11 protein-coding genes are annotated in these 15,719 nt (G+C 66.6%); 9 read left to right on the top strand and 2 right to left on the bottom strand.

Translation table 11 applies throughout. The annotated features are described in order from the left end of the window. Window positions 1-102 precede the first annotated feature (102 nt). From groES to FHY50_RS00680, 3 genes are all read left to right on the top strand, one after another. Window positions 103-393 carry a co-chaperone GroES gene (gene groES / locus FHY50_RS00690; protein WP_140046471.1) on the top strand — a complete coding sequence of 97 codons (291 nt, stop codon included), beginning with the start codon at window positions 103-105 and terminating at the stop codon, window positions 391-393. Between the two features lie 56 nt (window positions 394-449). After that, a complete protein-coding gene (gene groL, locus FHY50_RS00685) occupies window positions 450-2,096 on the top strand; it encodes a chaperonin GroEL (RefSeq protein ID WP_140046470.1) in 1,647 nt (548 codons plus the stop codon). A gap of 106 nt (window positions 2,097-2,202) precedes the next feature. Next, a complete protein-coding gene (locus FHY50_RS00680; RefSeq protein ID WP_140046469.1) occupies window positions 2,203-3,855 on the top strand; it encodes a DUF6311 domain-containing protein in 1,653 nt (550 codons plus the stop codon). Between the two features lie 59 nt (window positions 3,856-3,914). Here FHY50_RS00680 and FHY50_RS00675 read toward each other — a convergent pair whose 3' ends face one another. Continuing rightward, window positions 3,915-4,973 carry a mannose-1-phosphate guanylyltransferase/mannose-6-phosphate isomerase gene (locus tag FHY50_RS00675; RefSeq protein WP_140046467.1) on the bottom strand — a complete coding sequence of 353 codons (1,059 nt, stop codon included), beginning with the start codon at window positions 4,971-4,973 and terminating at the stop codon, window positions 3,915-3,917. Between the two features lie 180 nt (window positions 4,974-5,153). Here FHY50_RS00675 and FHY50_RS00670 point away from each other — a divergent pair, with 180 nt between their 5' ends. The 6 genes from FHY50_RS00670 to FHY50_RS00645 are packed head-to-tail and all read left to right on the top strand — an operon-like array spanning window position 5,154 to window position 13,795. Then, window positions 5,154-6,542, top strand: coding sequence for a TIGR03013 family XrtA/PEP-CTERM system glycosyltransferase (locus FHY50_RS00670; protein WP_140046466.1), 1,389 nt, complete (start codon window positions 5,154-5,156; stop codon window positions 6,540-6,542). Window positions 6,543-6,546: 4 nt separating this feature from the next. Next, complete coding sequence (gene prsK / locus FHY50_RS00665; protein WP_140046464.1) at window positions 6,547-8,604, top strand: XrtA/PEP-CTERM system histidine kinase PrsK; 2,058 nt, start codon at window positions 6,547-6,549, stop codon at window positions 8,602-8,604. Continuing rightward, window positions 8,601-9,959 carry a PEP-CTERM-box response regulator transcription factor gene (gene prsR / locus FHY50_RS00660; protein WP_140046463.1) on the top strand — a complete coding sequence of 453 codons (1,359 nt, stop codon included), beginning with the start codon at window positions 8,601-8,603 and terminating at the stop codon, window positions 9,957-9,959. Before prsK ends, prsR begins: the two co-directional genes overlap by 4 nt. Then, on the top strand, window positions 9,943-12,021 hold the full coding sequence (locus FHY50_RS00655) for a tetratricopeptide repeat protein (protein ID WP_140046462.1): 2,079 nt from the start codon (window positions 9,943-9,945) through the stop codon (window positions 12,019-12,021). The genes prsR and FHY50_RS00655 overlap by 17 nt, the downstream gene beginning before the upstream one ends. A 33-nt stretch (window positions 12,022-12,054) precedes the next feature. Next, entirely contained in the window at window positions 12,055-12,864 is an 810-nt protein-coding gene (locus FHY50_RS00650; protein WP_140046460.1) for an ATP-binding protein, read from the top strand. A 40-nt stretch (window positions 12,865-12,904) separates the two neighbouring features. Beyond that, entirely contained in the window at window positions 12,905-13,795 is an 891-nt protein-coding gene (locus FHY50_RS00645; protein ID WP_140046458.1) for a diacylglycerol/lipid kinase family protein, read from the top strand. Here the strand turns inward: FHY50_RS00645 and FHY50_RS00640 are convergent, their stop codons facing one another. After that, complete coding sequence (locus FHY50_RS00640) at window positions 13,796-15,574, bottom strand: ABC-F family ATP-binding cassette domain-containing protein (RefSeq protein ID WP_140046457.1); 1,779 nt, start codon at window positions 15,572-15,574, stop codon at window positions 13,796-13,798. Window positions 15,575-15,719: the final 145 nt, after the last annotated feature.

Raw genomic sequence — 15,719 nt, 5'->3', positions numbered from 1 at the left:
CACCGGTTGACGAAGCCGGTGCTCCCCCACATATGCACGTCCGTTAGCACTCGCTGTGAGTGAGTGCCAACCGACATCCATTGAAAGAAAAGGAAAGCGCGCATGAACTTTCGTCCGCTGCACGATCGTGTGCTCGTTCGCCGCGTCGAAGCCGAGGAAAAGACGGCCGGCGGCATCATCATTCCCGAAACCGCCAAGGAAAAGCCGCAGGAAGGCGAAGTCGTCGCCGCGGGCACCGGTGCACGCAACGACGCGGGTGACATCCATCCGCTCGAGGTGAAGGCCGGCGACAAGATCCTGTTCGGCAAATGGTCGGGTACCGAGGTCAAGGTCAACGGCGAAGACCTGCTGATCATGAAGGAAAGCGACATCCTCGGCATCGTCGAGGGCTGATCGCTTCCGCGCAACACTCTCCACTTTCTCCACTTCACATTTGAAAGGGTAGCCACATGGCAGCCAAGGACGTGAAATTCAGCCGCGACGCGCGCGAGCGCATCCTGCGCGGCGTCGATATCCTCGCCGATGCGGTCAAGGTGACGCTGGGGCCGAAGGGCCGCAACGTCGTCATCGACAAGAGCTTCGGCGCGCCCCGCATCACCAAGGACGGCGTCACCGTCGCCAAGGAAATCGAACTCAAGGACAAGTTCGAGAATATGGGCGCGCAGATGCTGCGCGAAGTCGCCAGCAAGACCAACGACGCCGCCGGTGACGGCACGACGACCGCGACCGTGCTCGCCCAGTCGATCGTTCGCGAGGGCATGAAGTCGGTCGCGGCCGGCATGAACCCGATGGACCTGAAGCGCGGCATCGATCTTGCCGTCACCAAGGTCGTCGAGGATCTCAAGGGCCGCTCCAAGCCTGTCTCCGGTTCGAACGAGATCGCCCAGGTCGGCATCATTTCGGCCAATGGCGACACCGTCGTCGGCGAGAAGATCGCCGAAGCGATGGAAAAGGTCGGCAAGGAAGGCGTGATCACCGTCGAGGAAGCCAAGGGCCTCGAGTTCGAGCTCGACGTCGTCGAGGGCATGCAGTTCGACCGCGGCTATCTCAGCCCGTATTTCATCACCAATCCGGAAAAGATGAATGTCGAGCTCGCCGATCCGTACATCCTGATCCACGAGAAGAAGCTCAGCAACCTTCAGGCGATGCTGCCGATCCTCGAAGCGGTCGTGCAGTCGGGCCGTCCGCTGCTGATCATCGCCGAGGACATCGAAGGCGAGGCACTGGCGACGCTGGTGGTCAACAAGCTGCGCGGTGGCCTCAAGGTCGCAGCGGTCAAGGCACCGGGCTTCGGCGACCGCCGCAAGGCGATGCTCGAGGACATCGCGGTCCTGACCAAGGGCGAAGTCGTCTCGGAAGACCTGGGCATCAAGCTCGAATCGGTGACGCTAGGCATGCTCGGCACCGCCAAGCGCGTGTCGATCGACAAGGACAACACCATCATCGTCGACGGTGCTGGTGACGCCGAGGCGATCAAGGGCCGTACCGACGCGATCCGCCAGCAGATCGAGGTCACGTCTTCGGACTATGACCGCGAGAAGCTGCAGGAGCGTCTTGCCAAGCTGGCCGGCGGCGTTGCCGTCATCAAGGTCGGCGGATCGACCGAAGTCGAGGTCAAGGAGCGCAAGGATCGCGTCGATGACGCACTCCACGCGACCCGCGCGGCTGTCGAGGAAGGCATTGTCCCCGGCGGCGGCACCGCACTCCTCTACGCCACCAAGGCGCTCGAGGGCATGAAGGGTCAGAACGACGACCAGACCCGCGGCATCGATATCGTCCGCAAGGCGCTCTACGCTCCGGTTCGCCAGATCGCGCAGAATGCCGGTCACGACGGCGCCGTGATCTCGGGCAAGCTGCTCGAGGGCAACGATCCGTCGATGGGCTTCAACGCACAGACCGACGTGTACGAGAACCTCGTCACCGCCGGCGTGATCGACCCGACCAAGGTCGTTCGCACCGCGCTCCAGGATGCGGCCTCGGTCGCCGGCCTGCTCATCACCACCGAAGCGGCGGTGAGCGAGCTGCCGGAAGACAAGCCCGCAATGCCGATGGGCGGCGGCGGCGGAATGGGCGGCATGGGCGGCATGGACTTCTAAGTCCCGCTCTATCCGTCTAGCAGTCGAGCGAAGGGCCGGGGCGCGATCCCCGGCCCTTTTTCGCGCAGGGCGTTTGCCGGTCCGTTAACCACATCTGAGTGATCACGTGGCATCAGCCACGACCATGCCGCGCGTGTCACCCGCAACGTTCCTGCCCGCGATCGCGCTGACGGCACTGGCTGTCGGCATATTCGCATTGTGGATGCATCCTGCGGTACTCGACCCGTCCAATGTCGGTTGGCTGATGGTCGGCAGCGATCGCGGCCAGGCAATGATCGGGCTCGCGGCCTATCTGCGCGAAGGCAGTGGCGCCTGGCCGGTCACGCTCACGCCCTTGCTCGGTGCACCGGACGGTACCGCACTGCTGCTGACCGACAGCATCCCGCTGCTCGGCATCCTCCTCAAACCATTTGCCGCGATCCTGCCCGACGGATGGCAATATGTCGGGCTGTGGTATCTCGCTTGCCTGCTGCTCCATGTCTTCTTCGCTTGGAAACTGATCCGCCCTCACGCGCCCGATGCGCTGGGTGCATGGCTCGGCACGGCATTGCTGACATTGTTCCCGCCGCTGCTCAATCGCTGGGTCCATGCCAGTCTCGCATCGCAGTGGCTGATCCTGTGGGGCCTGTGGCTGTTCATCGAAAGCGATCGCGAACGGCGACCGCTGGCTTGGGCGGCGCTGCTCGTGCTGACCGCGCTGATCCACAACTATCTGCTGCTGATGATCGGCGCGATCTGGGCCAGCGCGGTGCTGCGCGATATCATTCGCGGTCCCGGTCGCGCGCAGACGTTGATGATTGCGCTGGCAACTGGCGCGATCGTCCTCGCCGCTGCAGCGACGCACGGGGTATTCGGCAATCATTATGCTTCGACCGGTGACTACGGCGCGTTTCCGATGGCGCTCGACGCCTGGTGGAACCCGGCGCACCCGACCTACAGCGCGCTTATCCCCGCAAGTTCCGAAAATGACGGGCGGGGCTTCGAAGGACTACAGTATCTCGGTGCGGGCCTGCTTACGCTGGTGCTCGCCGCGGCGGCGCTGCTGGCGATCCGCCGCGACCGGACGGCGATCCCCGACGCGGTGATCCGGCTGCGCTGGCTGCTCCCGGCGTTCCTGGTCCTGATCCTCCTCGCGATCGGGCCACAAGGATTGTGGCGCGGAGTGCCGCTGTTCACGCTGCCCGTCCCCACAGTCGTGATCGATACACTGGATCCCGTCCGCGCAGCGGGTCGGCTCGCATGGCCCGTTACCTATGCGCTGGCGCTCAGTGCCATCCTGATCGTCGTCCGATGGCGGCATGGCTCGTTGATCCTTGCTGCCGCGCTCGCGATTCAACTCATCGACCTTGCCCCGATGATAGGCGCGATCCGTCACCGCAGCGCCGAGGCCGATCAGCCGGCGCATTACCCACGCACTCCCGATCCGCGCTGGGAGGCGTTGGTGGCAAGCGCCGCGCGGATCGATTTCCAGCCCCCGCGAGTCAGGGCCGATTTGCCGGTGATGCATGAAGTGACCCTGCGCGCGATCCTCGCATGCCGACCCGTTAATTTCACCTACACCGCACGCCAGACCCCCGCGGCAGTGGCGCGCCTGACATCCGAGCGCGCAGGATATCGCAAGGGGATGATCGATCCGACGCGGCTATACGTGTTGTTGCGCGACAGCGTGCCACCCGCGCTGGCCGACCGCATCAAGGTGATCGACGGCGTCGCCGTCATTCCCCCCAGTGCACGCGCCAAGCCGGCCTCGTGCGAATGATCCGCCGCTGCGCCTTCGAAAGACCTGGCGTCGACCGGGTGCCATCTGCAGTCTGAGCGCTACCCCTTCATCGCCTCGATGATTTTCTTGACGTCCTGACTGCGCCCGCGGGGGAGGATCAGGATGTCGTCGCCGCTCGCCACGACGATCAGGTCCTCGACCCCGACCAGCGCAATGCGTTTGCCGGTGTCGGCGCGGACCATGCAGTTGGTGGTCTCGATCGCCACCACGTCGCCGCGGCAGGCGTTGCCGGCGGCGTCGCAATCGCTGATCGCGTGCAGCGCGTCCCACGACCCCAGATCGCTCCACCCCATGCTCACCGGCACCACCGCGACGCGCTCGGCCTTTTCCATGACGGCATAGTCGATCGAGTCTGCGGGCGATGCGGCGAACGCCTCGGCATCGGGCCAGATGCGCGCGGCGTCGCGGACTGCGCGCGTCATCGCCGCCTCGACCGCGGCCAGCATCGTCGGCGCGAAGCTTTGGAGCGCCGCGAGATATTTATCCGCCCGGAACAGGAATATCCCGCCATTCCAGGCATGATCTCCCGATGCCAGCATCGCCTCGGCAGCTTCGCGCGGCGGCTTTTCGACGAAGCGATCGACGCGGTGAACGCCCTCGGCCAGCTCCGCGCCGACCTTGATATAGCCATAGCCAGTTTCCGGCGCATCGGGCGCAATGCCGAAGGTCACCAGCCAGCCATCGCGCACCAGCGGCAGCGCCCTGGCGATCGCAGCATGGAAGGCCGCGACGTCGAGGATGACGTGGTCAGACGGCATCACCAGCAGCGGCGCCGCACCCGCACCCGCCGCGATCGCCGCCAGCGCGATTGCCGGTGCGGTGTTGCGCCCGGCCGGTTCGAGGATCAGCGCCTGCGCGCTCGCACCGACTTCGGCCAGCTGGGTTTCGACGACATCGGCGTGGCGCGCATTGGCGACGACGATCGGCGCCGCGAACTGCTCGCCGGCAACGGTGCGTTGCGCGGTGAGCTGAAGCATCGTCTCGGCAGCGGTCAGCGCCAGAAGCTGCTTCGGCAGCTCGGGACGGGACATGGGCCACAGCCGCGTCCCCGATCCGCCGGACAGGATGACAGGAACGATGGGATCGGCTGCGGACATGCGATGGATACTCCCGGATGGCGATCCCTACGCGGATCGCGTATCCGCGGCAAACGCCCGGCAGCGCATAGCTTTCCCGTCCTGATTCAGGATTTCTTCGTCAATTTTTGCGACAGGCCATGAGGTGTCGGCAGAACTTACACCGCTTCGGATGATGCCGGCGCCTGCGAGGCCAGCGCGATGATTCGCCTGTTCAAACATTATGTCCCCAATGCGGTGCTGCTGCTCGGTCTGTTCGACTTTCTACTGCTGATCGCGGCGGCGGAATTCGGGTGGCAGTTTCGCGCGCATCAGATCGGCATGGATGTCGATGGCATCGCCACGCGCATCCCCGAAATCCTCAGCTTCGCCGTATCGCTCCAGACGGCCATGGTCGCGGTCGGCGTCTACGGTACCGACGCATTGCAATCGCTGCGCTTCGCCGCCGCCCGGCTGATCGTCGCGGTATCGCTCGGCACGATCTTCCTGAGCGTTCTCTATTTCTTCGTCCCTGCGCTTAGCTTCTGGCGCTCCAACCTGCTCTACGCGATGGTCGCTGCGGCCGTTTTGCAGATCCTGATGCGCATCCTGCTGGGTAAGGCACTGGGCAGCCAGGCTTTCAAACGGCGCGTCGTCGTGCTCGGCGCGGGGCCCCGCGCCGCGCGGCTCAAGGCGCTTTCCAAGGTGCCCGGGTCAGGGTTCGTCGTCGTCGGCTATGTGGCGATGAACGAAGCCAATCGCGTCATCCCCGAAGCGATCGCCCGCGACGCCATCTACAATTTGGCCGACCATGTTGTCCTGCTCAACGCGTCGGAAGTCGTGCTGGCGCTGGAAGAACGCCGCAATGCGCTGCCGCTCAAGGATTTGCTGCGGATCAAGACCACCGGGGTCCATGTCAACGAGATCTCGACTTTTCTCGAGCGCGAGACGGGGCGCGTCGACCTCGACAGCGTCAATCCCAGCTGGCTGATCTTCTCCGATGGCTTCTCGTCGGGCCGGATGATCTCGAGCGCGTTCAAGCGCCTGTTCGATATCGCCGCCAGCCTGTTGTTGCTGACCCTGGCGCTGCCGGTAATCGCGATCATGGCGATAGCGATCAAGCTCGATAGCAAGGGACCGGCCTTTTACCGGCAGCGCCGCGTCGGGCTCTACAATGTCGGTTTCGATATTGTGAAGCTGCGCTCGATGCGCACCGATGCCGAGATCGCGGGCAAGGCGGTCTGGGCGGAAAAGGACGATCCGCGGATCACCCGGATCGGCCGCCTGATCCGCAAAACCCGGATCGACGAATTGCCGCAGTGCTGGAGCGTGCTCAAGGGCGAGATGAGCTTCGTCGGACCGCGCCCCGAACGTCCGCAGTTCGTCGAGGACCTCGAGGCCAAGCTGCCTTATTATGCCGAACGGCACATGGTGAAGCCGGGGATCACCGGCTGGGCACAGATCAACTATCCATACGGCGCGTCGATCGAGGATGCGCGGCAAAAGCTCGAATATGATCTCTATTACGCCAAGAATTATTCGCCGTTCCTCGACCTGCTGATCCTGCTCCAGACGCTGCGCGTCGTGCTGTGGCCGGAAGGGGCTCGGTAAGGCGATGGCTTGGCTTTCCGCTCTGACCCTGTGGGGGCACGCGCTGGCCGCATTCGGTTTCGCGGCGCTGACATTGTGGAGCTGGCGCCGACCGCCCACTGCGCTGCCACGCTGGCCGCTGCTGCTCGCGCTCGCGACGACCGCGTGCTGGGCGTTGGCAATCGCCGGCATCGGGCTCGGCGATCCGGTCACGCCGCTATTCGAGACGCTGCGCAATCTGGCGTGGCTTGGCGTGATGAGCACGCTCCACCGACGCTCGCATTCGGCGCATGAGCGCGCGGCGATCGCGGTAGTCTACGGCGTCGTGGCGATAGTCAGCATCGCAGCGTTGCTGTTGACGCTGGCCGCAGAAACGGGGGCCGCATTCGATCCGTTCGTGATCGGATCGGCGCTGGTGCTCAGGATGATTGTCGCGACGGCTTGCCTGGTGCTCGTCCAAAGCCTCTATGCCGGCGCGACCAGCAGCAACTTGCGCGTACTGGCAGTTGCACTGGGGGCGATGTGGCTGATCGACCTCAACCTCGTCACCTTTGCCTATCTGGCGGAACGCTGGTCGAGCGAGCTTGCCGCAGTACGCGGCATCATCGTCGCGGTGATCGCGATCGTGATCGGCGTCGGCGCATTGCGTGAGGAGCGTCCGCTGCAGGTTTCCCGAACGGTTGCGATGCAATCGCTGACAATCGCCGCGATCGGTGCCTATTGCACGGTGCTGGCGCTGGGCACCGGCGCGCTTGCGGCAATCGGCGGCAGCCACGCCCGGTTGCTCCAGACCGCATTCGTCTTCGGATCGGCGGCGGCGCTGCTCGCCTGCCTGTCGGCACCGTGGCTGCGCGGCTGGATCAAGGTCAAGCTGGCCAAGCATTTCTTCCGCCATCGCTACGATTATCGGGCAGAATGGTCGCGCTTCACCGCGACACTGGGCAATCCGGGGGACGGCGCGGCGCTCGAGACCCGGGTCATCAAGGCGATCGCCGACCTGACCGACTCGCCTGGCGGGCTATTGCTGGTGGCCGACGGCCCGCGCCTCGATCATGGCGCAAGTTGGCACTGGCACGACGATCCGCCAAGCACCGGTTCGGGCGACGACGGTCTTGCCGATCATCTTCAACGCAGCAACCGGATCATCGAGCTCGATGCAGTTCGGGCCGAGGCCGCGCCCGCTGAAGACCTTTTGGCAGTACCGCAATGGATGATCGACGACAGCCACGCCTGGGTCGTCGTACCGCTCCCGCATATCGACCACCTGGCCGGTGCGATCGTGCTGCGCCGACCGGCGCTCGACCGGGCGCTCGACTGGGAGGATTTCGATCTGCTCAAGGTCGCAGGGCGGCAAGTCGCGAGCTATCTCGCCGAAGCGCGGGCGCATGCCCGGCTGATGGAAGCGCAGCGTTTCGATGAATTCAATCGCCGCTTCGCCTTCATTCTGCACGACATCAAGAACCTCGTCAGCCAGTTGACCCTGACTGCGCGCAATGCCGAGCGCTACGCCGACAATCCCGCATTTCGGGCCGACATGGTCGCCACGCTGACCGAATCCGCGGCGCGCATGAACGAGCTGCTGGCACGCCTGTCGCAACGTCACCGCGCGACACGAAGTGATGCCGCTCGGCCGACCGAAGTCGCACCGATCGCCGAGCGCGTCGCCCGTGCCTGTCATCAGCGACATCCGGTCGCGGTCGTATCCGACGGCGTCGCCATCGCCGCCGCCGATCCGGCAGGGCTCGAGCAGATCCTGTCGCACCTTGTCGGCAATGCCGTCGATGCCAGCGACCCATCCGAGCCGGTAACGGTGGCGATCGTCGCGCGCGCCGACGTCGTCGTGATCGATGTCATTGATCAAGGATGCGGGATGAGCGCCGCGTTCATCCGCGACCAGCTGTTCCGGCCATTTGCTTCGTCCAAGCCGGGCGGTTTCGGGATTGGCGCGTACGAAGCGCGAGACCTGGTCCTCGCAATGGGCGGCCGGATCGACGTCACCAGCCGCGAGGGTGAGGGCAGCCGCTTCCGCATCACCCTACCCGCTGCACTTGCCGGTCGCGTCGGCATGGACCGCGCGGCATGACCGCGCCCTTGCGCAAGTTGCTGATCGTCGAGGACGATCCCGGACTTCAGCGACAATTGCGCTGGGCCTATGACGGCTATGACATCCACGTCGCGTCCGATCGCGAACAGGCGATCGCGGTGCTGCGCGCCGAGGAGCCCGATGTCGTCACGCTCGACCTGGGGCTGCCGCCCGACCCGGACGGCACCAGCGAGGGATTTGCCGCGCTGGAGGCCATCCTCGCGCTCAAGCCGCATACCAAGGTTGTCGTCGCATCGGGACATGCCGCGCTGGAAAGTCCGCGCAGTGCCATCGCCGCGGGCGCCTGGGACTTCTACCAGAAGCCGATCGACATCGACGAGCTCGGCCTGATCGTCGCGCGAGCATTCCATGTTCATGCGCTCGAAGCCGAGAATCGCCGCCTTGCCGAGCAGGCGCAGACGCACAGCCAGTCACAGCTTGGCGGGTTGATCACCGCATCGCCCGAGATGCTCAAGGTGATGCGCACGATCGAGCGCGTCGCCGCTGCCGACGTCTCGGTGATGCTGCTCGGCGCCAGCGGTACCGGCAAGGAGTTGCTGGCGCGCGCCTTGCACGACGCCTCGCCGCGCGCGAACCGGGCATTCGTCGCGATCAATTGTGCCGCGATCCCCGAAACGCTGCTGGAAAGCGAGTTGTTCGGGCACGAGAAAGGCGCGTTCACCGGTGCGATCCGGACGACGCTAGGCAAGATCGAACAGGCCGCAGGCGGTACCCTGTTCCTCGACGAGATCGGCGACGTGCCGCTGGCGTTGCAGGTCAAGCTGCTGCGCTTCCTCCAGGAACGCGTGATCGAGCGCATTGGGGGACGCCAGCAAATCGCGGTCGACACGCGCATCGTCACCGCGACGCATCAGGATATCGACGCGATGATCGGCGACGGCCGGTTCCGCGACGATCTCTACTACCGGCTTGCCGAGATCGTCGTGCGCATTCCTTCGCTTGCCGAGCGGCCTGGTGACCCGGGCCTGCTCGCGCGCCATTTCCTGCACCGCTTCGCCGCGCTGAATCCGGCCGTCGTGTCGCTGGCGCCCGATGCCGTGGCGGCGATCGAGGCGTGGCGCTGGCCCGGCAATGTCCGCGAGCTCGAAAATCGCATGAAGCGCGCGATCATCATGGCCGATGGCAAGGCGATCACCGCCGCCGATCTCGATCTGGACGCTGCTACCGATGCACTTCCCATCAACCTGCGCGCCGTGCGCGAAGCCGCCGACCGCAAGGTGATCCGCCAGGCGCTGGCGCGCACCGATGGCAATATCTCGAGCAGCGCCAGGCTGCTCGGTATCAGCCGTCCGACCCTCTACGACCTGATGAAGAGCTATGACCTCCAGCCCTGAAGCGCCGCCCCGCCCGCGGCGATTGAAGGCTGTCACCTTCGCGATCCTGGTGATCGCGGCGAGCGCGCGCATCCTCGCGGCGTGGCCGATCGTCCCACACGCCAGAACCGAAGTGTCGGAAGCGCGATCGCAGCTCGCCCGCGCGCTGGGACTGCTGGCGAGCGGCAGCCCGACCGCGGCGCGTGATGCAGCGGCTCGTGCGGTGGCCCTGGACCGCGACTGGGGGATGGCGCTCGCCGTGCTTGCGCGAAGTGAGCTGGGGCTGGGCGACGGCATCGCCGCCGAAGCCGCGCTCGATCGCTCGGTCAAGGCGGGGTTCGATCCGGGGCGGCTACGCCACCTCTATGCCGATGCCTATCGCATCCAGGGACAGCCCGACCGCGCGCTCGAGACGCTCGAAACTGCCGATCCGCGCTACGCCAGCTACAGCGATCGGGTGCGGGCGCAGGCGCTTATGGCGCGCGGCGACTATGGCGGCGCAGGGTACGCGTTCGAGAGCGCGCTGCGCCGCTATCCGCGCGATGCGGCGACCTGGATCGCCTATGCCCGCTACCTGCGCGGCGGTGGCGACATCTCCGGGGCGATCGCCGCATCGGCCCGCGCCGCCACGCTTGCGCCAAAATCCGCCGATGCACTCGCACTGCGCGGTGAAATGGTGCGCGCGCAATACGGCCTGACCGCGGCGCTGCCGTGGTTCGCCGATGCGCTGCGACGCGATCCGAACAATCACGACATGCTCATCGAATACGCCGCGACGCTTGGCGAAACCGGGCAGACCCAGGCGATGCTGGCAGCCGTGCGCCGCGCCGCAGCGGCCCGGCCGGGCAGCGCGCAGGCCTATTACCTGCAGGCCGTCCTCGCCGCCCGCGCCGGAGCGTTCGAGACCGCCCGCGCGATCCTGCAGCGGATCGGATCGCGGCTCGACGGGCTGCCGGCGATGCTGCTGCTGAGCGGCGGGCTCGACCTGCAGGCAGGCGGCTATCAACAGGCGATCGAGCAGCTGCGCGCACTGGTCGATCGCCAGCCGATGAACATCGCCGCGCGCAGCCTGCTCGCGACGGCCTATGCCCGCGCCAACGCATCGCGTGACGCGATTGCAGTGCTGCGCCCGGTGATCGCGCGCAGCGACGCGGACAGCTACGTGCTGACGCTGGCGGCGCGCGCGTTCGAGCGGATCGGCGATCGCGGCGCTGCGGCATCGTTGCTTGACCGCGCCGCAAGTGCGGTGCGCGGCAATGCCGGCCCGTTCGGCGATACGTCGCCATTGCCGATGCTGAGTGCCGCCGTTCAGCAACAGCCGGACAATCCCGACGCGGCCATCGCATTGATCCGCGGCCTGCAATCGAGCGGCGATCCGGCGGCGGCGTTCGCACGCGCGCAGGCGCTCGCCGCGAGCAATCCCGGCACCCCTGCCGCGCATCTTCTGGTTGGCGATGCGCTGATGCTCGATGGCCAGCCGCGCCCTGCCGCGCAAGCCTATGCCCGCGCCGGAAATCTCCGGCTCGACGAAGCGACAATGCTGCGGTTGGCCGAGGCATTGGACCTGGCCGGGAACCGTCCGGCTGCGGCCCGCACGCTGGCGCTGTTCCTGACGCAAAACCCGTGGAACATCGCGGCGCTGCGGCTGTCCGCGCATTGGCAGCTGGCTGCCGCACAATATGCGGCGGCGATCGACACGCTCGAGGCGCTGCGTCTGCGCATCGGGGATCGCGATGCGGTGGTCCTCGCCGAACTTGCCGCGGCGTATACCGGCGCGGGCGACGCCGAGCGCGGCCTGATCTACGCACAGGCGGCGCATGCCATTGCCCCCGCCAACCCGGCCGTCGCCGACTGCTATGGCTGGGCGCTGCGCGAAGGGGGCGATGCCGCAGGCGCGGTTCAATTGCTGTTGAAGGCCGTGGCGCTCGCGCCGCGGCACCCGATGCTGCGCTGGCATCTGGCGCAGGCCTATGCCGATCTCGGCCAGAATCCTCGCGCGCGCGCGCAGGCTCAAGCCGCGCTGGCCGATCCCGGGTTCGGCGAGCGTGCCGCCGCCGAAGCGCTGCTCGCCGCTCTCGCTTGAGCTGCGATCCGCTTCGGTGCTAGCCGGGGCCGGGTGACCGACCCGCTTTCCCGCATCGCCGACGCGCTCGACCGGCTTGCGCCCCCCGCCCCCGCCACGGCGGACCCGCTGGCGCATCGGGCGTATGTCTGGCGCGGAACCGCGCTGACGGCTGCGCGCGCGTTCGATCCCTTGCCGATCGACCGGCTGGTGGGGATCGATGCTCAAAAAGCGGTGCTGCTGGAGAATCTCCGGCGCTTCGCGAATGGCGCGGCGGCGCAGGACGCCCTGCTATGGGGCGCGCGCGGGACCGGCAAGTCGGCGCTGGTCAAGGCGGCGGTCGGCGCCGTCCAGAGCGGTGGCGGCGATCTCGCGCTGGTCGAGGCGACGTCGGGAACGCTCGCGACCCTGCCCGCTCTGTTCGCCACGATCGCACCGATCGACCGGGCCTTCGCCGTCTTCATCGACGATCTCGGCTTCGACACGGCCGCCGACGCACGGGCGCTGCGCTCGCTGCTCGAAGGCGGGGCCGAGGCACGGCCTTCCAACGCGCGACTGATCGTCACGTCGAACCGCCGCCACCTGATCCCCCGCGACATCGCCGAACAGGAAAGCGCGATCAACGCGCGCGACGCGATCGACGATCAGCTCGCACTTGCCGACCGGTTCGGGTTGAGCCTGGGTTTTCACGCCATCGATCAGGACGGGTTTCTGGCGATCGTGCGCGGCTATGCGCAGGCCTATGGCCTGTCGTTCGATCCCGCCGAAGCGGTCCAATGGGCGACGCGGCGGGGCAGCCGCTCGGGACGGGTGGCGTGGCACTATGTCACCGAACTGGCCGGGCGCGCGGGCAAATCGCTCTGAACGCCGCGGATACCCCGCCCCGGTCGGGAGTTGTTGCGCCATGTTAACGAGTCCCGTCCCCCGCCAGGCTGTCCTCATCGTCAATGCCAAGTCGCGGCGCGGACAAGCGATGTTCGACGAGGCTCGCACAAAGATCGCCGCGGCCGGTATCGAACTGATCGACTGCCATGCGGTGCGCGATCCCGCAAAGCTCAACGACACCGTGCGCGGTGCGGTGCGATCGGGGGCACCGATGGTGATCGTCGGCGGGGGCGACGGATCGCTGTCATGCGTGGTCGACGACGTCGTCGGCAAGGATTGCGTGTTCGCGGTCCTTCCGCTCGGCACCGCGAATAGCTTTGCGCGGACGCTGGGGCTGCCGCTCGACCTCGACGGCGCGATCGACGCGATCGCCAGCGGGCGGCGGCGGCGGATCGACCTTGGCATGATCGACGACGACTATTTCGCCAATTGCGCGGCGATGGGCCTGTCGCCCATGATCGGCGACACGGTGCCGCACAACCTCAAGAAATATCTCGGGCGGATCGGCTATCTCGGCTGGGCGGTGTGGTGCTTCTTCCGCTTTCGCCCGTTCCGGCTGATGATCGACGATGGGACGCGCGAGCATCGCATGTGGGCCACCGAAGTGCGCATGCTCAACGGTCGTTTCCACGGCGGCGTCGAGATGACCGAGACCACTGACGTCGATAGCGGCGACATGGTGATCCAGGTGGTCGCGGGGCGCAAATTGTGGAAGCTGGTGGTCGATTGGTACGGCAAGTTCTTCCGTCTGCGGTCGCGGGACGCCGGCATCCGGGAATTCCGGGGGCGTGAACTGCGCCTCGACACCCGCCCGCACCACCGCATCTCGATCGACGGCGAGGTATTGGCGCGCACGCCGGTGACGGTGCGGGTGGCGCAGCGGGCGATCGAGGTGGTGGTGCCGGGCTGATCAGCCCAGCGCTTCCGCACGTTCCGCCAGTTCCAGCCAGCGCATTTCCGCCGCGTCCTTTTCCTCGCGCGCCTTGGCGATCGCCGCCATCAACCGGTCGAACGCGTCCGGATCGCGCACATACAGGTCGGGATCGGCGAGCTTTTCCTCGTCGCGCGCGATCGCGGCCTCGATCTCCTCGATCCGTTTGGGCAGCAGGTCATAGTCGCGCTGGTCCTTGTAGGTCAGCTTCGCCGCCCTGGGGCGCGGTGCTTCGGCGATGGGCTTCGTGGCTTCCTTTTTCCTGGTGGTCGTGCGCTGCTTGCGCTTGGCTTCCCAGTCGGCATAGCCGCCGACCACCGCGTCGACGAAGCCCGATCCGTCGAGGCCGATGGTCATCGTCACGGTGCGATCGAGAAAGTCGCGGTCGTGGCTTACGATCAGCACGGTGCCGTCATAGTCGGCGATCACTTCCTGCAGCAGGTCGAGCGTTTCGAGGTCCAGATCGTTGGTCGGTTCGTCGAGCACCATCAGGTTCGACGGCCGCGCAAATTCGCGTGCGAGCAGCAGCCGCGAACGCTCGCCGCCCGACAGCGTCCCGACCTTTGCCTCGACCATGGTCGGCTCGAAGAGAAACTCCTTGAGATAGCCGTGGATGTGCTTGCGCACCCCCAGCACGTCGATCCATTCCCCGCCGTCGGCGACCGCCTCGCGCACCGTCATTTCGGGCTGCATCCGGCTGCGCTGCTGGTCGATGATGATCGCGTCGAGCGTCTTGGCCAGCCGGATATGGCCGCTGTCGGGACTGATCTCGCCGGTCAGGAGCTTGAGCAAGGTCGATTTGCCGGCGCCGTTGCGTCCGACGATGCCGATCCGGTCGCCGCGGGTGATGCGCAGCGTCAGGTCCTTGATGATCGGACGATCGCCATAGGTCTTGGTGACCGCCTTTGCATCGATCACCACCTTAGTCTTGGAATCGTCGGCGGCGGTGGTGAGGTTGGCGGCACCCGACGGCCCCGTCATCGCCGCGCGTTCGGCACGCATTTCGTACAGCTTCGACAGCCGTCCCTGGTTGCGCTTGCGCCTCCCGGTGACGCCGCGCTGGAGCCAGTGCTCCTCGAGCTTCAGCCGCGCGTCGAGCTTTTCCGCGGCGCGCTGTTCCTCGGCATAGACCTGCTCGGTCCATGCATCGAACCCGCCGAAGCCGATCTCGGCGCGGCGCATCGACCCGCGGTCGAGCCACAGCGTCTGCCTGGTCAGCCGCGTCAGGAAGGTGCGATCATGGCTGATGACGACGAACGCGCCGCGATACCGCTGCAGCCATTCCTCGAGCCATTCGATGGCGTGGATGTCGAGATGGTTGGTCGGCTCGTCGAGCAGCAGCACATCGGGGTCCTGCGCCAGCGCCCGGGCGATGCCGGCGCGGCGGCGCTCGCCCCCGCTGGCGGTCGCGGCATCGCGGGTCAGGTCGATGCCGAGCTGGTCGGCGATGGCTTCGGCCTCATGCCGCGCGGGCGCGTCTTCGCCGGACAGGACGAAGTCCATCAGCGTCGCGCACCCGGTCATGCGCGGTTCCTGTTCGAGCATCACCACATTGGTGCCCGGCACGATCACGCGGCGACCCTCGTCGGCATCGACCTGTCCGCCGAGCAGCTTGAGCAACGTCGTCTTGCCCGCGCCGTTGCGCCCGATCAGCGCCAGCCGGTCGCGTGCGCCGATGTGGATGTCGAGATTGCGGAACAGCCAGCCCGAACCCTGCACGAGCCCGAGCCCTTCAAAGGCGAGGATGGGAGCAGCCATAGCGTCGGCGCGTTACGATCTGGGCCGGGTGCTGGCAATGGTCCGTGATCGGCGCGCCTTGTTGCCCGGAAGCCACAGCGGAAGTTGCCGCCCGCTTTCAGCCATATTCACAGGCTGTTCAACGCCGCGACCCTATGCCAACACG

Source organism: Sphingomonas japonica (genome assembly GCF_006346325.1).
In the GTDB taxonomy this organism is placed as follows: Bacteria; Pseudomonadota; Alphaproteobacteria; order Sphingomonadales; family Sphingomonadaceae; genus Sphingomonas; species Sphingomonas japonica.
Note: the sequence above shows the minus strand (reverse complement) of the source record. Positions and strands in the feature narration are given on the sequence as shown.

Coding starts and splice junctions, on each gene's coding strand:
- groES (WP_140046471.1), top strand. CDS start 103: ATGAACTTTCGTCCGCTGCACGATCGTGTGCTCGTTCGCCGCGTCGAA.
- FHY50_RS00670 (WP_140046466.1), top strand. CDS start 5,154: ATGATTCGCCTGTTCAAACATTATGTCCCCAATGCGGTGCTGCTGCTC.
- FHY50_RS00675 (WP_140046467.1), bottom strand. CDS start 4,973: ATGTCCGCAGCCGATCCCATCGTTCCTGTCATCCTGTCCGGCGGATCG.
- prsK (WP_140046464.1), top strand. CDS start 6,547: ATGGCTTGGCTTTCCGCTCTGACCCTGTGGGGGCACGCGCTGGCCGCA.
- groL (WP_140046470.1), top strand. CDS start 450: ATGGCAGCCAAGGACGTGAAATTCAGCCGCGACGCGCGCGAGCGCATC.
- prsR (WP_140046463.1), top strand. CDS start 8,601: ATGACCGCGCCCTTGCGCAAGTTGCTGATCGTCGAGGACGATCCCGGA.
- FHY50_RS00655 (WP_140046462.1), top strand. CDS start 9,943: ATGACCTCCAGCCCTGAAGCGCCGCCCCGCCCGCGGCGATTGAAGGCT.
- FHY50_RS00640 (WP_140046457.1), bottom strand. CDS start 15,574: ATGGCTGCTCCCATCCTCGCCTTTGAAGGGCTCGGGCTCGTGCAGGGT.
- FHY50_RS00645 (WP_140046458.1), top strand. CDS start 12,905: ATGTTAACGAGTCCCGTCCCCCGCCAGGCTGTCCTCATCGTCAATGCC.